Below are 23,853 nucleotides of genomic sequence, written 5' to 3' on the forward strand. Positions count from 1 at the left end.
TGCTTGTCATCTCTACTCAAGCCCAACCAACTCGAAGACATCACGGTCCGACATCCCCATCAGGAGGTCGACCGTTGTTTGCACTCTGCGCACAGGGTCGTCAAGCCCACTCTTGGCTGTCGCTACCAGATCCGGGGCATTCCATCCTTCCAACCTCGAGTGCCGCTCTATCAGTCGGTAACCAACCTCCTTATACGGCTTGTAGAGAACTTCAAGCGCATTGACAATGATGCCGTCCAGCGTCAAGTTACGCGATAGTATCCGCTCACGGCTAAAGATGTCGGACTCCAGGAACTGCTTCATCAACGTCAACGTCAGAGCGCCGCGCTTGGAAAGGGTGACCACCGGTTCAACTTCACTGACCGTTCCAGGAGTCGCTTCAGTCATGTTGCGCTGGCTCGTGCGGACAAGGTCGTCGATAAAGTACGTGTAGAGTTTCCCGGTGTTGTCGTCCACAAGTGCAGCCTTGACAGACTCTTCGAACTCGTGTCCGTAATTTCGACCAAGTCTCTGATGAGCAGTCTGCTCCCCCTCCAGGGCAGCCACGCGCGACGCTTCACTCAGATTCTCTAGCACCCATGTGATGTCGTCGCAGTACCGGGCGAGCATCGCTTCATGAGTGCCGTGTTCTTGCCTAATCGTCTGCGGCTCATCGCTAAGCGAAATCGAGTGCTCAAATGCGCTCGGGACCACCTCCGGATCCCCCAGAGAATGCCGCCACACGCCGTACATCGTTTGAGCGAGATAAGCCGACTCTTTGCTCCGATGGAGAAAGGGGTTCGTCGTCAGCGCCCAATAACTCTCCTGACCCGTGGAATAGGCAGGAGCGTTGCTCCAGCCGCGGGCCCACGGCAAGTAGGCATCAACCTTTCGTCGCAGATCGTCCGACTCGATCTGGTCGACCCAGTCCGGAGGAACCAGGGGGAGCCCGCTGCCGCTAGGGACAGCCTTCAGCAGTTCGCCCTGCCGTGGGCGCTTTGCCTTATCGGTATCGTGCGAGTCCTGGGCCTTGATCTGGGCCTTCACCCAATCTGCAACGATCCGCTTCCCGCGGTGCACAAACGGGACACCGCCAACCTTCGAGCCGAGGACGATTGCCTCAACTAGTTCAGAATTGAGTTTGAGACGATTCGCCACAGACCGGGCAACGTGGGCTGCCCTCAGCGCGTGCGTGGTGTAGTTGCGCGCTAGCCGGCTTCCGCCGATGAAGAGCACATGATACTTCTCGTCTTGCCTGCGAAACTCATCTGAGTAGAGGATGCGGTCCCGGTCGAGCGATACGGGGGTACGGCCCCGCAATTTCGCCTCCCCCTCGGAGGTTCGCCAGACCTCTGAGTAGTACTCGAAGCTGTCGCGCCCACCCTTGACGAGCGAGGCCGACATCGATCGGAAACCAAACTCCCCAATCCCGGCTTCCAGCTCCGCGACGTGATCCTCGTAGCCTGCAGGCATCGGAACCCCCCAAGGTCGGCGCGCCGCGGCGGGATGGCCGAGGCGCAGACACCTTCATGCTATGGGGTCGAGGGGCGGATCGGGGCCGCATCTCGCTGCTACCTGCCGGAGCGTCGGGCTCAATCCGGTGAGGCCCACGTCGTGAGAGGGGCTCCATGTCCGCGGTTGTCACCGACGCCATTGACGGCACCATCCAACTGGCAGGCGTGAGGTCGCCGTCAACCCCGTGTGGCCTCGTCCTCCCGGCTCGGACCATGTGCAATCGCGAGCTACCCAGCATGCGAGCCTACGCGAGCATTCCTGGCCGCGAGGTGCGAACCCGCCTGCCTCAATCGATGATCTCGTGTCAACGACCCGCTGAGGCTTCCGCCATGGGAGCGCCGCGGGCTTCGGGGCCTCGCGTGCAAGGAACGAGGGTTAGCGCGCGTTCGATGGTTGCATGCTCCCTTCTCACTGGCGCGCCCCCCTCAGGTTGCCATGGAGGTCCGCCACGTCCGTCCCTGTCCTAGACAGACCATCCACTTCCTGAGAGAGCCGCCGACCGCACGCTGACCCTGAGCCCCAACACAGCCTTCGCGGCCCTTGCGCCCACGCACCGAGATCAGCCTGGCCATCACGAATAGCTGTGCGCCTGGGCAGATTCGAACTGCCGACACCCGCTTCAGGAGTCCGATCTTGGTCTGTGGATAACGCGCTGACCTGCGGAACTGCAGGCAGGTAGTTCGCGTGGTGACCCCGTTCCGGGGTGTGCGCTGACCACGCGCTGACCACGAGCCCGCCTGCGCACCCGCTAGTCGACCTCAAGGGGCGGGCTCGGAGTCCGCGCGCCGCCGAAACGGCGCCGACGCTCCCAACGGTCGAGTGCCACGACGCGAGAGCGGTCGCCCTCTGCCGTCGGCACCTACCCCTCCTCCGCCGAACGACGCCGCGAGTACCTCGGAGACAGGAACCTAGTACGAGCGTCTCCAACCGTGAGCTGCCCGGCGCGCACGTCGTCCATCGCTCGTTCCAGTTCCTCGACCGAGGGCAGCCCTGTGACAGCGAAGCCAAAGTGGCCGTCTCCGTACAGGGACGGGCTTCCAGTCACTCCGTTGAGGAACCGCACGACGTCATCAACCGCCTCCACCCAGAACCGCACGAATCGAAGTTCCCGGTGGGTGATGTATGGCGACGTCGTCCACTTGCTGAAGGTCCCGCGGCCGTCCCACCCGATGACCGCCGTGGCGGACGCAACCGCGAGCTCCTGCGCCTTCACCTGCTCAGAGAAGTCGTATCCACGCCACGCGAGTCTCGACATGTCGGCACCGACGCTCTTCACGTCGTCCACCTCTCGGAGCCGACGCGCAGCCTGTCGCCACGCTCTCCGATTGTGCTTGCCTAGCTGCAGTCGAAGGACTCGTCGCGCAGGGACAAAGACTTCGGGCTGGCCGTCCTCGGCCGGGACTTGCCTAACCCCGAGAGCCGACTCTGCAACCGACCATGCAGGCAAGAATCCCAGGGAAGGAAGCCCGGAAGGACGCCCCTCGCCTCCGCGCCTACGCCGGCCGCCCCGCCCCGCCAACGCTTCTTGGTCTAGCAGATGAAGTTCCATCAGCATGTAGTCAGAGCTCAGCGACTCCTCAAGCAGGTAAGCCGCGAGGTCGCAGACAAGTGACGCCGGGTCATCGCCGTATCCGACTCGGTCAAAGTCATCTAGGAGGCGAAGGAGAACGTCGCGCGCGTGCGCCATGGTTGTCCCGCTCGCCTCCAAGCCCACCTCGTAGGCGTACCGCCGATTCCTCAGGTCGTCTTTCAGCATTGCCGAGTAGAATCCGCTTCGATCGCGCCCCCTGCGACGTGCAGCCAACTCGTCTGCCTGGAAGAACCTCCAGGCGGGAATCCCGATCCTGGGACCTAAGTCATGGAGCTCAATCATTGTCATCATCATCACCATCCACGTCGCCAAAGTCGAGGAGACGAAGGTACCTCTCCGTCTCGGTGGGTGGAGTCGCGCCGGTGCCAATGGCCTGGGGTCTCAGCCACCGCACATAAAATGCGCCTTCGAAATGGCCCGCGCGAACGTCCCGCAGGAGACGCATCGTTGACTCACCGAGTTTCAAGTTTTTCTGTGATGTCCTTGCGTAACGCCCGCCAAAAGCGCCCATCTCGAACAGTCCGGCCGGCACGCCAAACTCCTCGATCGCCCTATTGGCGCGCATTTCGATGTTCGATCGGTCGATCCCTCCGGCCGTGAGGCCAAACAGCAAGGTCTCAGAGGCCAAGGTCGCCGCGGCGCGTGCCAGCACCTCAGTCGCCTTCTCCCTGTCGGCAAGGGCGTACTTCCACACCGCGTCAAACGGGGCAAACAGGCGCCGATCGCCCCGCACCTCGGAAACCACCAGCGCAATGCCGCTCAACTGAAGTAGACGCAAGTGAGGTTCGGCGACATAAGAGCTGATGACCGAGGGGTCATTCTGCCGCACCGTTGCAAGCAGCCGCTTCGTGGCGACGTCGCCAGCCCAGTAGAGGAGTGTCGCCTTCTGCCGCAGTTCCTCGGCGTCGCCTGGGTCACACTCGAGCACTCGCCGCAGGAGGTTCTCGTGTGCGCGGTAGTACGCCCAACCGAAGTGATCGGGCCTATCGGAGTCGGGCGCTGGGTCGACCATGGCCGCTAGTCGAGCGATCGGCATCTCAAGGAGGTCTGCCAGGGCTCGAGTGCGCTGATCCAGGACAGCCGTGCGAGTGTCAGGCCAACGGTCGTCGTGCTCGAGATGGACCGCTTCGCACGCGTCCAGCAAGGCACGGGCGGCCCGTGTTGCCGTCCCAAGCTTCTCAGTCAGTTCGTACGCGCGGCTCAGCGCGGCCCCAGCGGCCCACGCCCTCACTTGGCCGACCTTCAGCACCCATGGCCAGAGCTCGGCTTCGACGTACGCGACCAATAGAGATAGTTCGTCTACCGCTTCTGTGGCGAGTGCCCTGGCGATCAATTGAACGATGGCGTTGTCTGGAGTGATCCGTTGTCCTTCGATGCGGTACTCAAACGATATTGCCTCACGTAGGTTCTCAATACCCTGCGTGACCAGACCGCCCGCTGGCAGGTGCTCGCTGCGGTTGAGTACGTAACTCGGAAGATCAGGAAGACTCCGCCGCATGCGCTCGCAGTAGTCCGCATAGCCCAGGCATGCACTGAGCGCCTCGAGCATGACACAGTCGACAAGATTGTGAGCGCCCGCCTCATCGGGAAGTGCGAGGTGCTCCTCCCGCGAGAGGCCCCTGCCGGATACCGGCCTAGAGTCAACAGAGAACGCGAGAGCCTCCCTGCTCCCGGCAAAATCGCTGACGGCGTTCATTGGCGCGAAGGTCGCAGCGGCCAACCAAAGCCTCATCTCCGCGAACTGGCCGTACGCGCCGAGGGTGCGGGAGAGTGGGGGAAGCCCGCGCACCGCGCGCTCAACGGAGCTCAGATCGCGTCCGGCGAGTACACGCTCAAAGAAGTCAGCAAGCCAACGCTCAAACCATAGCTCGTCAACCACCTCGCTTGCTGGAAGTGTCGTACCTGTGGCAAGTGCCACGCTGACTTCGGAATGCGACGAAAGAAACCAGTCCTTGGCTTGAGTGCGCCTCGGGCTCCACCCGGGCAGCGTTCTGATCGTGTGCTTCACCTGTGCGTAGTCTAGCCACGCGACCTGCAGATAGCGGAGTGCGGTTCCTATCCGCGGGTCGTCAGTAGCATTCTTCCCACGTCCGCCGGCACGCTCATGCTCGCGGTCCAGGATCAAGGTGACGAGATCGTTGAGAGTCTCTAGGCCCTCTCGAATCCCGACGTTTGACCGGCGGACACTGACGAGAGAGTGCATCTTGCGCCTACCAAGCACATGTGCGCGGCGAATCCACCGATTAAGTGTCCTCTGGATTTGCGGGAACAATGAGGTTGGTTCGAGGAGGAGAAACAAGGTGGCCCAGATACGACCGAACGAGACTACGACCAGCGCTGCGGCGACTCCAGCCAACGCAAGGGTCAGGTTCGTGGGTGCTTGGTCTAGCAAGGGGAGCGCCAACGCGCCAGCCGTGTAAACGACAGCTTGCGTGAAGAAGGTTGCGTACCACCCGGACTCTGGCTGGCGGACGATGTGGTCCCTCAGTCGTCTAGTGGCATCTTCGTAGGTCGTGGATACGACAAATGTAACGCTCGCGAAGTAGACCGCTACGAAAACCCCCGCCACACCAATAGCCGCGGTGAGCAGAGCCGTCGAGTCGAACTCTGGATCTACAGAGGAGGTGATCCAGCCGCCGAAGTCCTGTGCCCACTTCGGAACTTGCTCCTCAAGACTCTCCGTCCAACGGTGCACCTGCGGCGCCCGCTGAGTCACCCACAGCCCAACGATCGGCACACAAAGCAGCAGCAGCGATCCGCCAAGCGCTCGGGATCCGATCGACAAGAGCCCCGCGAGTCCCCTCGCCCGTCTCCGAGCGCTCACCTGGACCGATGTCGCGCTGGCGCCGACCGCCTGCCCGTAGGCGCGAAGGCGCCAGTAGTGCTGTGACTCCATCGCCCGGAGTCTCAGGGCTGCAAGTAGGAAGCTCACGCCAGCGCCTCCGCTCGATGTCGACAGGGACGGGGCAATGGCCATTCAGACACGGCCTCGGCGGCGCGGCTCGCAGAACGGGAGAGCTGGCCGTCCCCACGAGGCTGCATCACCGGCGCTTCTCCAGATGGTTCCTTGGCGTACGGGTTGCGCAGAACGATAGGGCCGGACGTCGCACGCCTCGCCGGTTTGGCGCGCAGATCAAGCAAACCGCCCGAACTCGTTCGGGCCGCGCGGCGTCGTCCGGGAGTCCACCCGACGTCAGCTGACTGAAGCACGAGGGCTACCCACAGCCCCGATCGGCGACGGCCGGGTATCCGCGCACACTTCGTGCAAGAAGAGTCGCGGTCGTCATCGGGTTGCGGTGGCGAACGAGGCAAGGCATCGCGGTCGCCGAGCGACTGTCGACCGGCGGTGAAGCCCGGTCTTCTAGGACAGGAAGTCCTCGACGTCTTTGACCACGGCGGCGTATGCACCGTCGATGTCTCGGAACTCGGGGCAGAAGCTGTACACCTCGCCGCCGAGCAGATAGTCGACGTCCGCCCAGCCACCCGTCCAGACCACCGCCTCGAACTCGTCGTCCGTGGCGTGCTTGCGCAACGTGAACCCCAGTGACTCCGGCACCCGGACATCGGAGCGATCTGAGGTGATCGGCTGAGGCCACGTCGCTGCTTCATCACGCCAGGTCAGCGGCCCCACCGCCGCCCAACGCCGCCACTCCTCGAGGACGGACCGCAGTCGCGCTGCAAGGACATCCAGATCAACGAGGTGCTCCACAACCCACATGGTGCCGCGTTCGCCAGCGGTTGGGCTCCGTCCCGCGACATTCGCGCTGACGTGAGCCGCCAGAACCGGCCAGGAACAGCCGGAAGCACCAGTCGCCACCTGACGACGGAGCGTCAACGCGACGCACCGCCGTCCGACCCAACGAGCACTGACGCGCCACGAATGACGCGATGACGGACCGGCGGCGCGGAGCGCCGTCATCGCACTTGTTCGCGTGATTGCCGACGAGGCCAGTTCGTCATCGCTCTGTCTATCGGGCATGAGGAGCCTGGCGTCGTGTGCAGGACCCGACTCCGCTCCTCTGCGGCGCGAGAGGGGCCAGGACGGCGGGCAGCGACGGATCTTCTCGTCAGCCACCGCACACCTGCAGGTAGCGGAGTCGACGCCATGAGGGGAGTGACTGCCGGTGATGTCGATGCACAAGCTCACATCCAGGGACGGGTACGCCTACCTCACCCGGCACGTCGCCGCGGGCGACCTCGGCCTCGACGCTGGGGCGTCGCTGACCGCGTACTACGAGCAGACCTGCAACCCGGCTGGCCGGTGGCACGGCGAGGGTCTCGCTGGGCTCGGCCACGGGCTGTGGCGCCTCCACCTCGGCGACGTCGTCACCGAGGCGGCGATGACGGCAGTCTTCCGTGACGGCGTCGACCCGCTGACCGATGACGCACTCGGCCGTCCCTACCGAGACTTCGATGACGGGAAGCGGCACGCCGTCGTCGGCTACGACCTGACGTTCACCGCTCCGAAGTCCGTCTCGGTCCTGTGGGCGTTGGCCGATGACGCGACGCGCGTCATCGTCTATGACGCGCACCGGGCGGCGTTGGCGTCATCGCTGGAGTTCGCCGAGCAGCGAGTCATCCGCACGCGCGTCGGCGACGCCGGCCGTCATCAGGTCCGCACCCTCGGGATGGTCGCGGCCGCCTTCGATCACTGGGACACCCGGGCTGGTGACCCGAACCTGCACACCCACGTCGTGGTCGCCAACAAGGTCCAGGGCCCCGACTGCGTATGGCGCAGCATCGGCAATCGGCCAGACCTCGCCGCCTCCATAGACCTCGGGCACCGCCCTGACCCGGTGCATCGACGCCAGGCGCTGGAAAGCCGACCAGCTCGCGAAGCTGGACGCCGGCTCGTGGATCGACCCGACGCGCGGGCGCATCACGTTCGGGGCGCTGGCCGAGGAGTGGCAGGCCTCGCGCGGTCACTTGGCGGTACGCAGCCAGGAGACCACACGGTTCCTGCTCGACAAGTACGTGATCCCGGAGCTCGGCGCGTTCCCGATCGCGGCGATCTCGGCGGCCGACGTCGAGCGGGCGATGTCAGCGATGACGGCCCGCGGGCTGGCGACGGCGACACGGCGCCGGGCGCTGTCGATGATCCGGCTCGTGTTCGACTACGCGATCCGCGACCGGCGGCTGAGCGTGAACGTCGCGCGGATGGTGTCGCTGCCGCGCGGAGGGACCAAGCGCGAGCCGCACTGGCTGCGGCCCGAGCAGCTCGGCCGGCTCGTGATGGCGGTGCCTCCGCTGTGCCAGCCGGTGGTGCTGTTCCTTGGGACGACGGGGTGCCGGTTCTCGGAGATGGCCGCGCTGCGGGTCGACGACGTCGTGCAGACCCCGCACGGGCTCGGGGTCCGGGTGCACCGGGCGGCGACACAGTCCAAGCGGACCAGCGGTGCGGTGTTCGGGCCGACGAAGACCCACCAGACCCGGACCGTGCCCGTGCCGGCGGCGCTGGATGAGTACGTGCGGGAGCGGGTCGCTGCGACCGCGGCGGGCGGGTACCTGTTCCCGAGCCCGACCGGCGCGGTCTGGACGAACACCAACTTCCGCGCACGGTCGGGGTGGATGGAGGCGACGCGGCGAGCGGGCGTCGAGGAGACGACGATCCACGATCTGCGGCACACGGCCGCGTCGCTGCTCATCGCTGCTGGGGCGGACGTGAAGGCGGTGCAGGTGATCCTCGGGCACTCCACCGCGACCATGACGATGGACCTGTACGGGCACCTGTTCAGCGAGGCCATGTGGCAGGCGATGGAGCGGCTGCCGGTGATACCGCTGATGGTGGCGACGCTGGCGATCGACCCACCAGCCGTGGAGGCGCCCGACCCTCTCCAGTGACCGAGGCACCGGCGCGTCGGAGCTACAGGTCCTCGCTTGCCCGTGGGCCTTCGATGCGAAGCCGTGGCCGAGCACCGCATCGCGAGCAGATCGTCGCCAACCCAGGATTCGATCCGTGGCAGTGGGCTTGACGACTCCGAAGACTCCGTTAATCTCAGTGCTCACCAGAGCTCAGTGAGCACCAGAGATCAAGATACGTAGGAGAGCATCATGACGCTGACCATCCACATCGACGAGGAGATCGTTCGACGAGTCATCCGGCCCGGCGGCGACCTCACTCTGCGCGTCGTCGTCGACTCGCAGACGCCTGATCCGGACCCGGAGCCGGTCGGGCCGCCCAGGGGTCCGCTAGCCATCCTCCTCGAGCGTGGCGACCTCAAGGCGGGAGACAAGTTGCGCTGGCACCGACCTCGCCTCAAGGTCACGCACTTCGCGACAGTGCTCGCCAACGGTGAACTTGAGGTCGCCGGAGCTCGGTACGGGTCCCCGTCGGACGCCGCATCAGCCGTCGCGAGCTCCAGCGCGAATGGGTGGACGGCATGGCGCCGGGAGGACGGCAAGACGCTCGACCAACTCCGGTGAAGCGCAGCTCTGGGAACACCACAGCCTGGGCCGTTGTTGATCGACTCATGGTGTTTGGTTGCGGTCTGGGTGCGTGCGCGGGTTCAACTCCCGCCGAGCGCTGGTCCGTCGCGCCCTTCTCTGGGCACTCGCCCTTGCCGGCTTCGCCGCGCAGGGGATCATCGCGGTGGATGCCGCAACGAGCGTCGACGCCGCTCGGGCCATCCTTGAGGGGTGCGCCGCCGTAGTGGCGTCAGGTGCGGTGAACTTCGCCACCGCCTCGCCGGCGCCCGTACCCCCGCGGACGGGGGGCGCCCGTACCGGAGTCAAACACCGACGCTCAGAAGCCCCGCCGCACCAGCGGCGGGGCTTCTGAGCGTGCTCCCCCCGGCGCGAGCAGGTTGCCGCTTCAGGTCGCCGCGATGCGTTGCCGCGGCTCGTCAGGCGCGTCCGCCGACATCCGTCCACGTCCTAGACAGACCATCCACGTCCTGAGACACCCCGCTGACCATCCGCTGACCACGAGCCCCAAACCGGCCCTCGCGCCCCTCGCGCCCCAGTCACTGAAACCATCCCTGACCAGCACGAACCCTCTGTGCGCCTGGGCAGATTCGAACTGCCGACACCCGCTTTAGGAGAGCGGTGCTCTATCCCCTGAGCTACAGGCGCATGGCACTGGGCAAGTACGTGGGCAGATTCGAAGCCGGGGGTGCGGCGCCGGTGGTGCGGTGGTCCTTGTCAGTGCCGTTGCGGCCGTCGGACCCGTCTGGGAGGGCCCGCCGGACGCCGTGAGCCTACCGTGGACGCGCCGGGCGCACGTGTGCGGGGCGTGCGGATCAGACCGGCACGGGCTCGCTGGCGCCGGTGCTCGCCAGGGCGCGCAGAGCGTCGACGCCGACCGGTTCGTGGGCCAGCATCGGGACGATCGCGCACCGTTCGGCGTCGTCGGTCAGCACCCTGGCGATCTGGGGGCGTTCATTGGCGGCGCGGGCCAGCAGCAGCGGGTCGGTGGTGCGGGCCGCGGCCAGGCTGGTGTTGATCACCCAGGCCCAGGGCTCGATGCCGGCGCGGCGCAGGTCGCCGGCCAGGTCCTCGGCCTCGAGCACCGGGGTCGCCTCGGGCAGGGTGACGACGAGCACCTTGGTGTGCGCCGGGTCCTGCAGGCGCATCATCGGCGTGGTCAGCGTCCCGGCGGTCGAGCCGAGCTGGCGCACCACGTCCCGGTGGTACGAGCCCGTGGCGTCGAGCAGCAGCAGGGTGTGCCCCGTCGGTGCGGTGTCGATGACGACGAACCTGCGGCGCCCCTCGTTGACGACCTTGGAGAACGCCTGGAAGACGGCGATCTCCTCGGTGCACGGGGACCGCAGGTCCTCCTCGAGGCTCGCCCGGCCGGCCTCGTCGAGCGCCGCACCCCGGCGCTGCAGGACGGCCTGCCGGTAGCGCTCGGTCTCGACCGCCGGGTCGATGCGCGAGACCTCGAGGTTGGCCGTCGTACCGCCCAGCGTCTGGTTGAGGTGTGCGGCGGGGTCCGTCGTCGTGAGGTGCACCGGCAGCCCGCGGTCGGCCAGCGCCACGGCCAGGGCGGCGGCCACCGTGGTCTTGCCGACCCCGCCCTTGCCCATGGTCATCACCAGCCCGTGCCCCTGCGCGGCGAGCTCGTCGACCAGCGCCGACAGACCGACCGTCCCGGCGGGCAGCTCCACGGGGGCGGCCGGCACCGTGCTCGGCTCGGGTTCGCCGCCGGGCTGGAGCAGCAGGGCCAGGGCGTCCAGGCCGACCATGGTCGCGGCCTTGAGCTCCAGCACGTCGCGCGGCAGCCCGGCCAGCTCGGCAGGAAGCGTCGCCAGCACGGCCTGCTCACGGTCGAACACCGCCTGCGCCAACCGGTCACCGGAGCGCGGCCGTGGCATGACCGCGTTGACCACGAGGTGCTGGCGCACCATCCCCAGGGCCGCGAGCTCGGTGTGCGTGCGCGCGACCTCGTCGACCGCCGCCCGGTGGGCACGGGTGACCAGGACGAGCCGGGTGAGGTCCGGGTCGGCCAGGGCTGCGACCGCATCGGCGTAGACGTGGCGCTGCCGGTCCAGACCGGCCAGCGGGCCGAGGCAGGACGCGTCACCCTTGCCGGTCTGCAGGAAGTCGGTCCACGAGGCCGGCAGCTGCAGGAGCCGGATGGTGTGCCCGGTGGGGGCGGTGTCGAAGACGACGTGGTCGAACCCGGCGACCGCACCCTCGTCGGTGAGCAGGGCGGTGAACTCGTTGAACGAGGCGATCTCGGTGGTGCACGCCCCGGACAGCTGCTCGGCGATGAGGGCGACCTCGGCCTCGGGCAGCAGCCCGCGCACCGGGGCGACGATCCGCTCGCGGTAGGCCGTCGCGGCCTGGTCGGGGTCGATCTCCAGCGCGGACAGCCCGGGCACGGCCGGGACGGCGGTGAGCGTGTTGCCGATCGTCAGCCCGAAGACCTGCCCGACGTTGGAGGCCGGGTCGGTGCTCACGAGCAGCACCGAGCGGCCGGCCCGGGCCAGGGTCACCGCGGCGGCGCAGGCGATCGACGTCTTGCCGACGCCACCCTTGCCGGTGAGGAACAGGTAGCGCGGGGCGTCGGCCAGGAAGCCCGGGGTGGTCGGTGCGGTCAGCACGACCCGCCACCGCCGCAGCAGCCGCCGGCCGCACCGGCCATCGGCAGCACCGCCAGGGCGGGCCGCGCAGTGACCCCGGCCCAGCGGGCCAGCTCGTCCCGCGAGGGGTAACGGCCGGTCATCGCGATGACGCCGTCGACCAGCACCAGCGGGAGCCCCTCGGAGCCCGAGACCTGCATGAACGCGAGGACAGCGGGCTGCTCGGTGAACCGTGACGGCTCACCGGCCAGGTTGTGCCGGGCGACCTCGGTGCCCTGCCCGCGCAGCCAGTCCAGGTCCGCGGAGAAGCTCACGAGGTCCTGCGGCACATCCGGTCCGCAGACCCCGGTGCTGCAGCACATCGCCGGTTCGTAGACCTCGATGGTGCTCACGCGTCCCACCCTCCAGAAGATCGATGTTTGTCGATCCAGCATAGATCCAGATCGACAACTGTCAATACAGCGGGGATGCTGGAGCCATGCCGTCACCCCTCGCGCTGCCACTGCTCGACGCGGACTCGTGCTCCTCACCGCTGGTGCGCACACCGCTCGACGAGGGCCGGGCGACGGCGCTCGCCCTGCGGTTCAAGGCCCTCGCCGACCCCGGCCGGCTGCGACTGCTGTCCCTCATCGGCGCCCACGAGTCCGGCGAGGCCTGCGTGTGCGACCTCACCGAACCGCTCGGCCTGAGCCAGCCGACCGTCTCCCACCACCTCAAGGTGCTGCGCGAGGCCGGTCTGGTCACCAGCGAGCGACGCGGGACCTGGGTGCACTACCGGCTGGTGCCCGAGGTCCTCGCCCAGCTCGCCGCCGAGCTCGGCAACGACGGGCTCTGGCCGGTCGCGAGCGAGCGCCCGGCTGTCGACGGGGAGACCCGGACGCGGCCGACCGGCACGACGGACTGATCGCGCCCCGGCAGGCGGGTCGACCCCGGTCACGGCCAGCCGGCCCGATCGGCGGGTCCCCGACGCCAACCGCTTGACAGCAGATTCGATACCTGTCAAATTCGAGACATGTCGAAGCCAGGGCTGACGATCGCCGGACCGGCCCCCGCGCAGCCACGCCACCACACCGACGGGTGCCTGGCCCAGCCCGAGGCCTGGACCATCGACGCCCCCGTGGCGGCCACGGTCGCCGCGACCCTCAAGGCGCTGGCCGACCCGCTGCGGCTGCGGATGCTCGCCCTCATCAGCTCCAGCCCCGGCGGTCAGGCGTGCGTGTGCGACCTGCAGGAGATCGCCGACGTCGCGGCGCCGACCGTCTCGCACCACCTCAAGGTCCTCAAGGACGTCGGCGTGCTCACCTCCGCCCGCCGGGCCTCCTGGGTGTATTACCAGGTCACACCCGGTTTCGTCCCTGCGGTGCGGGCGCTGCTGGAGACGTTCGTGCCGGCGGCTCGCGACGCACGCAGCACCGCCGCCGTGCCGCACGGGCTGGTCGACGTCGACCGGGCGCTCACGAGCACCGCCGAGGAGCTGGCCGCCCGCCACCCGGAGCTGGCCCCGGCGCAGGTGGTGCAGACCGTCCGCGAGTCCTACGCCGCCCTCGTCCGCTCCGCGACGATCCGCGACCACCTGCTGCCGTTGACCCGGCGGTTCGCCGAGCAGCGCCTGCACGACCTGACCACCGCCCTGCGGCCCGACGCCCACCGTCCGCAGGTCCTCTTCGTGTGCGTGGCCAACGCCGGCCGCTCCCAGCTGGCCGCCGCGCTCGTCGAGCACTACGCAGGCGACCGCGTGGTGGTGCGCTCGGCCGGGTCGTCCCCCGCCGGGCACGTGCACGCCACCGTCGCACCCCTCATCGACGAGCTCGCCCCGGCCGCCGACCCGTACCCCAAGCCCCTCACCGACGACGCCGTGCGCGCCGCCGACGTCGTGGTCACGATGGGTTGCGGCGACGTCTGCCCCGTCGTGCCCGGGGTGCGCTACGAGGACTGGACCGTCGGCGACCCCGCCACCGCGTCCCCGGCGGGCGTGCGCGCCATCCGCGACGAGATCGACCGCCACGTCCGCGCCCTGCTCACCGACCTCGTGCCCGACCTCGTCCTGCCCGTCTCCACCCTCCCCGCCCCCACCCTGCTTGCCCCGACCCTGCCTGCCCCGACCGAGGAGCCGACCCCATGACCCAGACGACCCCCAAGCCCAGCGCCCTGTTCGTCTGCGTGCACAACGCCGGCCGGTCCCAGATGGCCGCCGGCTACCTGCGGCACCTGTCCGGCGGCGCCGTCGAGGTGCGCTCGGCCGGCTCCATGCCCGGCGACCGGATCAACCCCGTCGCCGTGCAGGCCATGCTCGAAGAGGGCATCGACATCCGCGACGAGAAGCCCAAGATCCTCACCCCCGAGGCGGTCCAGGCCTCCGACGTCGTCATCACCATGGGCTGCGGCGACACCTGCCCGTTCTACCCCGGCAAGCGCTACGAGGACTGGGTGCTCGACGACCCCGCAGGTCAGGGCATCGAGGCCGTCCGCCCCATCCGCGACGAGATCCGCGCCCGCATCCTCACCCTGCTCGACGAGCTCGGCGTCACACCGGTCACGTCGGCCCCCTGACGCGCGCCCGCCCACCAGGCCGCCCGCCAGCGGAGAGGTGAGGATGGTGCCGTGGCCTCCCGGATGACGATCGGCGACTTCTCCCGGGCGACCCGGCTGAGTGCCAAGGCGCTGCGCTTCTACCACCAGGCCGGGATCCTCGAACCGGCGTCGGTCGACCCCTCCAACGGGTACCGGCTCTACGACGTCGACCAGATCGCCGACGCCCAGGTGGTGCGCCAGCTGCGCTCCCTGGCCGTCCCCGTCGACACGATCCGCGACATCCTCGCCACCCCGGACGTGTCGACGCGCAACGGCCTGATCGCGGCGCACCTGGACCGGCTGGAGTCCCAGCTCGACGCCACCCGGGCGGCGGTCGCCGCGCTCCGGGGCCTGCTCGCCGACCCACCCGCGCAGCTCGCTGTCGAGCACCGCAGCGTCCCCGCGATGCCGGTGCTCGCGATCGGTCAGACCATCGACCTGGCCGACCTCGGCGAGTGGTTCACCGGCGCACTCGCCGAGCTGGCGGCCTGCGAGGGCCTCCCGGGTCGACAGGCCGTCGGGCCGTCCGGGGGCGTGTGGGACACGGACCTGTTCCTCACCGAGCGCGGCGAGGCCATGGTGTTCACCCCGGTGGCCTCGCTCGACGACGTCGGGCAGCCTTCGGGTCGCGTCCGGGCCGTGCTGCTGCCCGCCGTCGAGCTGGCCGTCACGGTGCACCGGGGTCCCGATGCGACGATCGCGCAGACCTACGGTGCGCTCGGCGCCTACGTCACCGAGCACGAGCTCGGCATCGACGGGCCGATCCGCGAGACCTACCTCACCCACCCCGGCAGCGGCTCCGCGGAGGGTGCGACGGAGATCGGCTGGCCGATCTTCCGCACCGCGCGCTGACTCCCCACCCACGCCGGACACCGTCCGGCTCGGCCGCTTGACCTTCCTCCTACGGGAAGCCTCACGGTGGAGCGATGAACAACTCGACCCTCTCCCCCATGGTCACCCGGTACTTCGAGCTCATGGCCGGCCCCGACAAGACCCGCGTCGTCGAGGTGTTCAGCCCCGACGCCACGGTCACCGACGACGGGCGCACCTACCGCGGGCGCGACGCCATCCTGGGCTGGCTGTCCGGCCCCGCGAGCGAGTTCACCCTCACGTCCACCCGGCTGTCCGCGGAGCAGACCGGTCCGAAGGCTCTCGTCGTCGTCCGTCTCGAGGGCGACTTCCCCGGCGGCCGCGTCGACCTGAGCTACACGTTCGACCAGGCCCCGCACGGGCTCATCGACTCCCTCACCATCACCGCCTGACGGACGCGCGGCCGCCGGGCGAGGAGCGAGGCCCGGCTCGCCGCTGACCCGTCACCCCTCTCCCAGCACCTCACCCATATCCGTCATGGTTAATCGGTTGACCAAGCCCACGGCGCGCTGTTAGCGTCTGATCAACCGATTAACCATGACGGGGAGACGATGAACCAGCGCGGGTTCTACACGCCGGCAGGCGCGTGGGTGGGAGACCTCATCCCCTGGCAGGAAGACGGCGTCTTCCACCTCTTCTACCTGCACGAGACGCGCCGCGTCCCGGCCGAGGGCATGCCGTGGCACCACCTGGTGAGCGACGACCTCGTCGAGTTCCACGAGCGGGGCGAGGCGATCGCCTCCGGCGGTCCCGACGCGACCGACCTCAACATCTACACGGGCAGCATCGTGCGGGACGACGCCGGGGTCCACCACGCCTTCTACACCGGCCAGAACCCCGCCCGCACCGGGGCCGACGGACGGCCGCTGCAGCTGGTCCAGCACGCGACGAGCAGCGACGGCCTGCGCACGTGGCGACGCCACCCGGAGCACACCTTCGGCGCGACCGCCGGGTACGAGACCGGCGACTGGCGGGACCCCTTCGTCTTCCGTGACCACGACGCAGGCCTCTGGCGGATGCTCGTCACCGCCCGGCACGCCGACGGCCCCGAACGGCGCCGCGGGGTCATCGCCCAGTGCGTCTCGCACGACCTGTCGACCTGGGAGCCCGCGGAGCCGTTCTGGGACCCCCGTCGCTACATCGCCCACGAGTGCCCCGAGGTGTTCGAGTGGAACGGCTGGTGGTACCTCGTCTACTCCGAGTTCAGCGAGGCCTTCACCACGCGCTACCGCATGGCGCGCAGCCTGCACGGCCCGTGGACCACCCCCGCGCACGACACCATCGACGGCCGCGCCTACTACGCCGCCAAGTCGGCCGCCCGCGACGGGCGCCGCTTCTTCTTCGGCTGGATCGCCTCACGGGAGGGCTCGACCGACGACGGCCCCTGGCAGTGGGCGGGGACGCTCTCGGTGCTCGAGGCCACCCAGCGCGCCGACGGCACGCTCGCGTTCCACCCCACCGCCGAGCTGCGCGAGACGTTCGGGACCACGGCGGCGACGCTCCCCGCCGGCACCGTCCTGCGCGCCCCCGACGGGTACACGGACCTGCTCACCACCACCGACGCCCCCGACGAGGTGCGCCTCGTCGCCAGGTTCGACGTGGCCGAGGGCACGACCGAGTGCGGGGTGCTGCTGCGCGCGAGCGCCGACGGCGACGAGGGCTACGCGCTGCGGCTCGAGCCCCGACGCGGACGCCTCGTGCTCGACCGCTGGCCGCGCCGGACCACCGGCACCGAGCAGTGGCAGATCTCCGGCGACGTGCCGTACGCCGTCGAGCTGGAGCGTCCGTGCACCCTCGCCCCCGGTGAGCACGTCCTCGACGTCGTCCTCGCGGGCGAGCTCCTCGTCGCCACGCTCGACGACGCCACCGTGCTGAGCACCCGTGTGCACGACCACACGACGGGACGCCTCGGGGTGTTCGTCGGCGAAGGCGCTCTCACGATCCTCGAGTTCGCCGCGCACAGCCGCGGTGACCACCCCCGCACGACGGCGACGCAGGGCGACCTGCGCGCCGCCGTCACCGCCTGACCCAGCCCCGCACGACCCGCCACCACCGATCAAAGGAGATCCGATGACTCCCTCCCGCACCAGGCGCCGCCCCGCCGCCCTGGCCGCCCTCACCGCCGTCGTCCTCGCCCTGGCCGCGTGCTCGAGCACCGCCGGTGCCAAGGGGTCCCCCGACGTCGCCCCGAGCGGGCAGATCGTGCCCCGCCAGATCTCCTGGCTGCTGTCCCGGCCAGCCGACGGTGGCGTGATCACGGCGATGGAGAAGATCGCCGACGAGTACGCCAAGGACCACCCCGGCTTCTCGCTCAACCTCATCACCACACCCGACCGCCCGTCGTACGTGCAGAAGTACGAGACGCTCGCCGCCGCGAACAAGCTGCCCGAGCTCTTCGACACCGACGCGACCCCGTTCGCGCAGAAGCTGGCCTCGCAGGGACGCATGGTGGACGTCGGGGCCCTGCTCGACGACCTGGGCCTGACCTCCACGTACCGGCAGGCCGCGCTGAACTACCAGCGCTTCCCCGACGGCTCCCTCTCCATGGTCCCGTTCGAGTACTCCAGCGAGTACTTCTGGTACAACACCGCACTGTTCGCGCAGGCAGGGGTGTCCGTCCCGAAGACGCTCGACGACATGCCGGCCATGTGCACGGCGCTGCGCGCCAAGGGGATCACCCCGATCGCCCTCGACGGGCAGGACCAGTGGCCGCTCGAGCGGTACTGGTCGTACCACCCGTTCCGCCAGGCGGGACCCGACTACGTGCACAAGGTCGCGACGGGCGAGGCCCACTTCTCCGACCCGGCGGGCAAGGCCGCCGCCACCTGGCTGCACGACCTGGGCCAGGCAGGCTGCTTCCAGGACGGGTTCTCCTCGACGGGGTACGCCGACGCGCAGGCCCTGTTCACCTCGGGCAAGGCGGCGGTCTACAACATCGGCACGTGGGAGCTCGCGAACCTCGCGACCGACGCGCTCGACAGCAACGTCCGCGGCTCGGTCGACTTCTTCACCCTCCCGACGACCGACGGTGCGGTGACCGCCCCCGACGAGTTCGTCACCACCTCGGGGATCGGGATGGCCGTCAACGCCCAGACCTACGATCCCCTGATGCGTGACTTCCTCGCGTTCGCCCTCACGCGCTACCCCGAGGTCTACGCCGCGAGCGGGGCCCTGTCCCCCACCACCACCGTGGCGACCACGATCCCCGGCAACGCCACCCCCCTCTACCAGAAGGCCGTGGACCAGGCGGAGAACGTCGGCGCCAAGATCGCCGTGCCGTGGGACACCCAGCTCGACCCGACGACCAACACCCGCCTCCAGCAGGAGCTCACGCTCCTCGTGCAGGGCGACATCACCCCGGACGCGTTCCTCACGACGATGGACGCCGCACTCGCGGAGAACCTGGGTGACTGACACCACGACGGCCCGGGCGGGCGCGGCACGGCCGCGCCCGCCCCGGCGGCGCACGAAGCAGCTGTCGACGTCGATGCTCCCGCGACGCTCGAGGCTGTCGGTCCTCGTCTTCCTCGTCCCCCCGCTGCTGCTCTACGGCTTCGCCGTGCTCCTGCCGATCGGGCAGTCGCTCGTGCTGAGCCTGTACAAGTGGGACGGCATCAGCACCATGCGGTTCGTGGGGCTGGACAACTACGTCAAGATGCTCACCCGCGACGACGTGTTCTGGACCGCGTTCAGCAACGCGATCGGCTACCTCGTCATCTGCCTCGTGCTGCAGCTGGGCGGCGCGCTCCTCGTGGCCGGCCTGCTCACCGCGCTCCCGCGGGCGCGCGAGCTGGTCAAGACGCTCTACCTGCTGCCCGCCGTGATCTCGACCGTCGCCATCGCGCTGCTGTTCCAGCGGATCTACTCCCTCGAGCCGCTGGGCCTGCTCAACCAGCTGCTCGGGTGGGTCGGCCTGGAGCACCTGCAGACCGCGTGGCTGTCGAACGTGAGCACGGTGCTCGCCGCGGTGTCGATCCCGGAGGGCTGGCGCTTCACCGGCCTCTACATGCTCATCGTCTACGCGGCCCTCATCGCGGTGCCGCACGAGCTGGAGGAGGCCGCCCGCCTCGACGGGGCCTCCTGGTGGCAGACCTTCTGGCGCATCCGCTTCCGGTACATCCGCCCGGTGTGGATCACCACCACCGTGATGGCCACGACGTACGCGCTGCGCGGGTTCGACATCCCCTACCTGCTCACCAACGGGGGGCCGGGTCAGGCGTCCGAGCTGCTCACCACCTACATGTACAAGACGGCGTTCGTGCACACGGACTACGGGTACGCCAGCGCGATCTCGGTGTTCATCGTGGTCGAGTGCCTCGTCGCCGTCGGGCTGATCTTCCTGCTCCTGCGTCGAGGGGACGACAAGTGACTTCCGTGCTCACCACCCAGGTCGCTGCCCGTCCGGACGAGCCGTCCCGGCCGGCCCGTCGTCGGCCGGTCCGCTCCCCCCGGCTGCGAGCCCAGCGCACGCTGCTCACGGTGACGGTCGTCGCCATCGTGGTCATGCAGGTGTACCCCCTGGTGTGGCTGCTGCTGACGAGCTTCCGCACCGCGGCCGACTTCGCGGGGGGCAACCCCTTCGCGCTGCCCTCGTCCTTCACGCTCGAGAACTACGGCCGGGCGTTCTCGACGGGCAACCTGTGGCTCAACATCGCGAACAGCTTCATCGTCACCGCCGGCGCGAGCGTGCTCATCGTGGTGGCGGGCATGATGGCGGCCTACGCGCTGCAGGTGCTGGGCTTCCGGTTCAGCGGTCTGGTGCGCGGCCTGTTCCTCATGGGCATCGTCGTCCCGGTCCAGATCTCGCTCGTGCCGCTGTTCATCGACTACTCACGGATCGGGCTGCTCGACACGCACCTGTCGATGATCATCCCGTTGGCCGCGTTCGCGCTGCCGATGGCCGTCTACCTGTTCTCCTCGTTCTACGAGTACATCCCGCGCGAGACCTACGAGGCCGCCTCGCTCGACGGTGCCGGCCCGTACCGGATCTTCAGCCAGATCACGTTGCGGCTCTCGGTCAACACGATCATCACCGTGGTGCTCGTCAACTCCATCTTCATCTGGAACGACTTCATCTTCGCCAACACGTTCGTGCTGTCCGACGGGCTCAAGACCATCCCGCTCGGGCTGCAGAACTACATCGGCGCGATGGGCAACACCGACTGGACGGCGACGTTCGCGGCCGTGTGCGTCACCGTCACACCGCTCATGCTGGTGTTCCTCGTCCTGAACAAGGCCATGATCCAAGGACTCGAGAGCGGGGCGGTCAAGGGATGAGCGGCACGGACCACGGTCGGCACGGGCACGTCGTCACGATGCGCGACGTCGCGAAGGCGGCGGGCGTGTCGGTGGCCACCGTGTCGCACGTCGTCAACAACAAGCCCAGCGCCCGGATCGGCGACGACGCCCGACGCCGCGTCCAGGAGGCGGTCGCCGAGCTCGGCTACCGACCGAACGCGCTCGCCAAGACGCTCTCCCAGGGCTCGTCGCGCTTCATCGGGCTGGTCGCCGACGCGATCGCCACGACGCCGTTCGCCGGCCAGATCATCCACGGCGCCCAGGACGAGGCGTGGAAGCACGGGTACGTGCTCCTCGTCGCCAACACCGACGGCAACCCGGCGGTCGAGAACGACGCCATCACCATGATGCTCGAGCACCAGGTGCGCGGGATCCTCTACTCGACCTGGTACCACCGCGAGATCCCCGTGCCGGAGACCCTGCACCAGACCGACGCCGTCCTGGTGAACTGCTTCGCGGACGACAGCGGGCTGCCCGCCGTCGTGCCCGACGAGGAGCAGGGCGGGCGCACCGCGACCGACGAGCTGCTCGCCGCCGGGCACCGCCGCATCGCGTTCCTCAACACGACGACGCCGTCGCCCGCCCAGACCGGCCGTCTCGCCGGGTACCGCGCCGCGCTCGAGGCCGCGGGGATCGCCTACGACGAGAGCCTCGTGCACCTCGCCGAACCGCAGCAGGAGGGCGGCTACGACGCGACCGCCGAGGTCCTCGCCTCGGGGGCGACCGGGGTGTTCTGCCACAACGACCGCGTCGCCATGGGTCTGTACGACGGGCTCCGCGAGCACGGGCTGCGCATCCCCGAGGACGTCGCCGTCGTCGGCTTCGACAACCAGGACGTCATCGCCGCGCACCTGCGTCCCCCGCTGTCCACCGTCGCCCTGCCGCACTACGAGCTGGGTGCGGCCGGGGTGCGCGTGCTGCTCGGGCTGGAGCCCTCCGTCGACGTCGTGCGCGTCGCGTGCCCGCCGGTCCGCCGGCAGTCGATCTGAGGGGACCGCCGTGACCGACCCGGTGCGGCCCGCGGCGTCGGGCGCGATGCCACGGCCGCTGTTCCACCTCACCCCGCACCGCCACTGGATGAACGACCCGAACGGGCTGGTGCACCACGGCGGCCTCTGGCACGTGTACTTCCAGCACAACCCCGAGGGGCCGGACTGGGGCAACATGAGCTGGGGGCACGCGACGAGCCCCGACCTGCTGCACTGGACGGAGCACCCCGTCGCTCTGCCGTACCGCCCCGGTGAGCAGATGTTCTCCGGCTCCGTCGTCGCCTCCCGGCTGCCGGGGGACGACACGCTCACCGCCCTGTTCACGAGCGCGTACGACGACGACCACCAGGCGCAGTCCCGCGCGACGAGCACCGACGGCGGCTACACGTGGGCGACCGACCCGGACAACCCCGTGCTCGACCGCGGGACCCGGGCGTTCCGCGACCCGAAGGTCGTGCCGTACGTCGACGCTGACGGTGACGCGCGCTGGCTCCTGGTCGCCGTCGAGGCCGATGACCGACAGGTGCTGCTCTACAGCTCGACCGACCTTCGCGCGTGGACGCATCTGAGCACGTTCGGCCCGACCGGGACGGACGGGGTCGTCTGGGAGTGCCCCGACCTCGTCCGGCTGCCCGTCGACGACGACCCCGACGACCAGCGCTGGGTGCTGCTGCTCAGCACCAACCCGGTCGGTGCGGACGCCGACCCTGAGGGCTCCTCGATGAGCTATGTCGTGGGGAGGTTCGACGGGCGCGAGTTCACGCCCGACGTCGACCGGTTGACCCGGCTCGACCACGGGCGCGACCTCTACGCCGGCGTCACCTTCGACCACGCACCCGACGGCGAGGCGATCCTGCTCGGGTGGATGAGCAACTGGCGCTACGCGGCGTCCGTGCCCACCGCCCCGTGGCGCGGGGCGATGTCACTGCCACGCCGGCTCGCGCTGCGCACCGTCGACGGGCAGGTCCGGCTCGTCCAGGAGCCGTTCGGCTTCGTGCGGACGTGGCTGGACCGTGCCACGCTCGCGACGGTTGCCGGCGACGCACAGCCCGTCGAGCTCGTGTCGAGCGGGCACCTGCTCTGCGAGCTGCGCTGGGACCCGGCCGCGACGGGGTCGGTGCGGCTCGACCTGCGCGGCGACGCCGACGCCCTCGTCTCGATCTGCCACGACGTGGCGGCAGGTGAGCTGCGGGTCACGCGCGGCGGAGCGGACGCCGAGGCCGTGCACCCCGACTTCCCCTCCGTGAGCACGGTCCCGCTGGGCTGCGCGCGGCCCGTCCGGCTCCTCGTCAGCCTGGACGGCGGGCTGCTCGAGATCTTCGTGAACCAGGGAGAGCAGACCCTGTCGAACCTCGTCCCGCTCGGCACCGGTCCGGTCACCGTCACCGTCGAGTGCGACGACCGGGGCCCGATCACGGTCGTCGCGGTCGACGCCGCCGGCCTCCTCACCGCCGACCGCAGCTCCTGAGCGGCCCCGTCGAGAGGTTCGGGAACCGCGTCACCGGCGCCCGGGCTGCAGGCCGGCGCATGTCACCGTGCCCGGCCACGCCCGCGTCGGCCGACGAGCCCGGCCACCGCGCGCCAGCCCAGCAGGAACGCCGAGAGCACGACGGTCGCCACCACGACGAACGTGACGGCCGTCCCCGCCCCGGTGAGCACGCGCAGCACCATCCCGACGGCGACCGTCGAGACCACCACGACGGCCCCGCCGACGGAGGAGCCCGGTGCCCGCGACACCAGCCGCACCACGGCGTGCCCGACGAGGGTGCCGACCGCGAACGGCCAGAACGTGACGAGCAGCCCGGCGACGTCCTCCCCGTGCGAGCGGCGGCCCACGGCGGCGAACACGAGCACGGCGAGCAGGTCGAGGGCCAGGACGGCGAGGCGGCGACGGGTCAGCACGGGCACACCGTGCCACGTCCACGGCGTCGAAGCACTCCTCGCCCGCCGCGCCCGGCGGGGAGACGGACGACTCATCTGAGGACCGGCACGAGACCCGGCGCGGTGTCCGGGTGTC

At 69.3% G+C, this 23,853-nt stretch carries 20 protein-coding genes, 2 tRNA genes and 1 pseudogene; 14 read left to right on the forward strand and 9 right to left on the reverse strand.

What is annotated here, in order from left to right; translation table 11 throughout:
* Positions 1–12 precede the first annotated feature (12 nt).
* The 5 genes from F2B26_RS00230 to F2B26_RS00250 form a co-directional block, all read right to left on the reverse strand.
* On the reverse strand, positions 13–1,452 hold the full coding sequence (locus F2B26_RS00230; protein ID WP_159805195.1) for a deoxyguanosinetriphosphate triphosphohydrolase family protein: 1,440 nt from the start codon (positions 1,450–1,452) through the stop codon (positions 13–15).
* 626 nt (positions 1,453–2,078) lie between these two features.
* Positions 2,079–2,214, reverse strand: a tRNA-OTHER gene (locus F2B26_RS00235).
* A gap of 139 nt (positions 2,215–2,353) precedes the next feature.
* Positions 2,354–3,385, reverse strand: coding sequence for a hypothetical protein (locus F2B26_RS00240; protein WP_159805197.1), 1,032 nt, complete (start codon positions 3,383–3,385; stop codon positions 2,354–2,356).
* Complete coding sequence (locus F2B26_RS00245) at positions 3,360–6,017, reverse strand: hypothetical protein (protein WP_159805199.1); 2,658 nt, start codon at positions 6,015–6,017, stop codon at positions 3,360–3,362. The genes F2B26_RS00240 and F2B26_RS00245 overlap by 26 nt, the downstream gene beginning before the upstream one ends.
* 429 nt (positions 6,018–6,446) lie before the next feature.
* Positions 6,447–6,641, reverse strand: a complete 195-nt coding sequence (locus tag F2B26_RS00250) for a hypothetical protein (RefSeq protein ID WP_152187124.1) — start codon at positions 6,639–6,641, stop codon at positions 6,447–6,449.
* 577 nt (positions 6,642–7,218) lie between these two features.
* Between F2B26_RS00250 and mobF the strand changes: the two are divergent.
* The 3 genes and pseudogenes from mobF to F2B26_RS00265 form a co-directional block, all read left to right on the forward strand.
* Positions 7,219–7,794 (forward strand): annotated as a pseudogene (mobF, locus tag F2B26_RS00255) (MobF family relaxase); the annotation flags it as partial.
* A gap of 217 nt (positions 7,795–8,011) precedes the next feature.
* Positions 8,012–8,926, forward strand: coding sequence for a tyrosine-type recombinase/integrase (locus F2B26_RS00260; RefSeq protein WP_235929402.1), 915 nt, complete (start codon positions 8,012–8,014; stop codon positions 8,924–8,926).
* Positions 8,927–9,136: 210 nt separating this feature from the next.
* Entirely contained in the window at positions 9,137–9,508 is a 372-nt protein-coding gene (locus F2B26_RS00265) for a DUF4357 domain-containing protein (protein WP_159805201.1), read from the forward strand.
* 575 nt (positions 9,509–10,083) lie between these two features.
* Here F2B26_RS00265 and F2B26_RS00270 read toward each other — a convergent pair.
* From F2B26_RS00270 to arsD, 3 genes are all read right to left on the reverse strand, one after another.
* Positions 10,084–10,156: transfer RNA gene (locus F2B26_RS00270), tRNA-Arg, on the reverse strand.
* Positions 10,157–10,323: 167 nt separating this feature from the next.
* Positions 10,324–12,129: an arsenical pump-driving ATPase gene (gene arsA, locus F2B26_RS00275; protein ID WP_328698639.1), complete on the reverse strand. Its 1,806-nt coding sequence runs from the start codon at positions 12,127–12,129 to the stop codon at positions 10,324–10,326.
* Positions 12,123–12,500, reverse strand: a complete 378-nt coding sequence (gene arsD, locus F2B26_RS00280) for an arsenite efflux transporter metallochaperone ArsD (protein ID WP_159805203.1) — start codon at positions 12,498–12,500, stop codon at positions 12,123–12,125. The genes arsA and arsD overlap by 7 nt, the downstream gene beginning before the upstream one ends.
* 86 nt (positions 12,501–12,586) lie before the next feature.
* On the opposite strand from arsD, the gene F2B26_RS00285 reads away from it, so the two are divergent.
* From F2B26_RS00285 to F2B26_RS00335, 11 genes are all read left to right on the forward strand, one after another.
* A complete protein-coding gene (locus F2B26_RS00285) occupies positions 12,587–13,012 on the forward strand; it encodes an ArsR/SmtB family transcription factor (RefSeq protein ID WP_159805205.1) in 426 nt (141 codons plus the stop codon).
* A 108-nt stretch (positions 13,013–13,120) separates the two neighbouring features.
* Positions 13,121–14,230, forward strand: coding sequence for a metalloregulator ArsR/SmtB family transcription factor (locus tag F2B26_RS00290; RefSeq protein ID WP_159805207.1), 1,110 nt, complete (start codon positions 13,121–13,123; stop codon positions 14,228–14,230).
* The gene (locus F2B26_RS00295; protein ID WP_159805209.1) at positions 14,227–14,658 is read left to right on the forward strand and encodes an arsenate reductase ArsC; all 432 of its coding nucleotides are present in this window, start codon (positions 14,227–14,229) and stop codon (positions 14,656–14,658) included. Before F2B26_RS00290 ends, F2B26_RS00295 begins: the two co-directional genes overlap by 4 nt.
* Before the next feature lie 51 nt (positions 14,659–14,709).
* Entirely contained in the window at positions 14,710–15,531 is an 822-nt protein-coding gene (locus F2B26_RS00300; RefSeq protein WP_201292530.1) for a MerR family transcriptional regulator, read from the forward strand.
* Positions 15,532–15,605: 74 nt separating this feature from the next.
* Positions 15,606–15,941, forward strand: a complete 336-nt coding sequence (locus F2B26_RS00305) for a nuclear transport factor 2 family protein (RefSeq protein ID WP_235929403.1) — start codon at positions 15,606–15,608, stop codon at positions 15,939–15,941.
* A 159-nt stretch (positions 15,942–16,100) separates the two neighbouring features.
* Positions 16,101–17,576 carry a family 43 glycosylhydrolase gene (locus F2B26_RS00310; RefSeq protein WP_159805211.1) on the forward strand — a complete coding sequence of 492 codons (1,476 nt, stop codon included), beginning with the start codon at positions 16,101–16,103 and terminating at the stop codon, positions 17,574–17,576.
* A gap of 43 nt (positions 17,577–17,619) precedes the next feature.
* Positions 17,620–18,963 carry an ABC transporter substrate-binding protein gene (locus F2B26_RS00315; protein WP_159805213.1) on the forward strand — a complete coding sequence of 448 codons (1,344 nt, stop codon included), beginning with the start codon at positions 17,620–17,622 and terminating at the stop codon, positions 18,961–18,963.
* Between the two features lie 73 nt (positions 18,964–19,036).
* A complete protein-coding gene (locus tag F2B26_RS00320) occupies positions 19,037–19,918 on the forward strand; it encodes a carbohydrate ABC transporter permease (RefSeq protein ID WP_159805241.1) in 882 nt (293 codons plus the stop codon).
* A 5-nt stretch (positions 19,919–19,923) separates the two neighbouring features.
* On the forward strand, positions 19,924–20,826 hold the full coding sequence (locus F2B26_RS00325; protein WP_438939149.1) for a carbohydrate ABC transporter permease: 903 nt from the start codon (positions 19,924–19,926) through the stop codon (positions 20,824–20,826).
* Complete coding sequence (locus F2B26_RS00330) at positions 20,823–21,836, forward strand: LacI family DNA-binding transcriptional regulator (protein WP_159805215.1); 1,014 nt, start codon at positions 20,823–20,825, stop codon at positions 21,834–21,836. Before F2B26_RS00325 ends, F2B26_RS00330 begins: the two co-directional genes overlap by 4 nt.
* Positions 21,837–21,846: 10 nt before the next feature.
* Positions 21,847–23,304, forward strand: a complete 1,458-nt coding sequence (locus F2B26_RS00335) for a glycoside hydrolase family 32 protein (protein WP_159805217.1) — start codon at positions 21,847–21,849, stop codon at positions 23,302–23,304.
* 62 nt (positions 23,305–23,366) lie between these two features.
* On the opposite strand, the gene F2B26_RS00340 is transcribed toward F2B26_RS00335, so the two are convergent.
* The gene (locus F2B26_RS00340) at positions 23,367–23,738 is read right to left on the reverse strand and encodes a DUF3054 family protein (protein ID WP_235929405.1); all 372 of its coding nucleotides are present in this window, start codon (positions 23,736–23,738) and stop codon (positions 23,367–23,369) included.
* Positions 23,739–23,853: the final 115 nt, after the last annotated feature.

Origin of the sequence: Cellulomonas citrea, from assembly GCF_009829685.1 — a bacterium.
In the GTDB taxonomy this organism is placed as follows: Bacteria; Actinomycetota; Actinomycetes; order Actinomycetales; family Cellulomonadaceae; genus Cellulomonas; species Cellulomonas citrea.

Coding starts and splice junctions, on each gene's coding strand:
- F2B26_RS00230 (WP_159805195.1), bottom strand. CDS start 1,452: ATGCCTGCAGGCTACGAGGATCACGTCGCGGAGCTGGAAGCCGGGATT.
- F2B26_RS00240 (WP_159805197.1), bottom strand. CDS start 3,385: ATGGTGATGATGATGACAATGATTGAGCTCCATGACTTAGGTCCCAGG.
- F2B26_RS00265 (WP_159805201.1), top strand. CDS start 9,137: ATGACGCTGACCATCCACATCGACGAGGAGATCGTTCGACGAGTCATC.
- F2B26_RS00285 (WP_159805205.1), top strand. CDS start 12,587: ATGCCGTCACCCCTCGCGCTGCCACTGCTCGACGCGGACTCGTGCTCC.
- F2B26_RS00290 (WP_159805207.1), top strand. CDS start 13,121: ATGTCGAAGCCAGGGCTGACGATCGCCGGACCGGCCCCCGCGCAGCCA.
- F2B26_RS00295 (WP_159805209.1), top strand. CDS start 14,227: ATGACCCAGACGACCCCCAAGCCCAGCGCCCTGTTCGTCTGCGTGCAC.
- F2B26_RS00305 (WP_235929403.1), top strand. CDS start 15,606: ATGAACAACTCGACCCTCTCCCCCATGGTCACCCGGTACTTCGAGCTC.
- F2B26_RS00310 (WP_159805211.1), top strand. CDS start 16,101: ATGAACCAGCGCGGGTTCTACACGCCGGCAGGCGCGTGGGTGGGAGAC.
- F2B26_RS00315 (WP_159805213.1), top strand. CDS start 17,620: ATGACTCCCTCCCGCACCAGGCGCCGCCCCGCCGCCCTGGCCGCCCTC.
- F2B26_RS00320 (WP_159805241.1), top strand. CDS start 19,037: ATGCTCCCGCGACGCTCGAGGCTGTCGGTCCTCGTCTTCCTCGTCCCC.
- F2B26_RS00330 (WP_159805215.1), top strand. CDS start 20,823: ATGAGCGGCACGGACCACGGTCGGCACGGGCACGTCGTCACGATGCGC.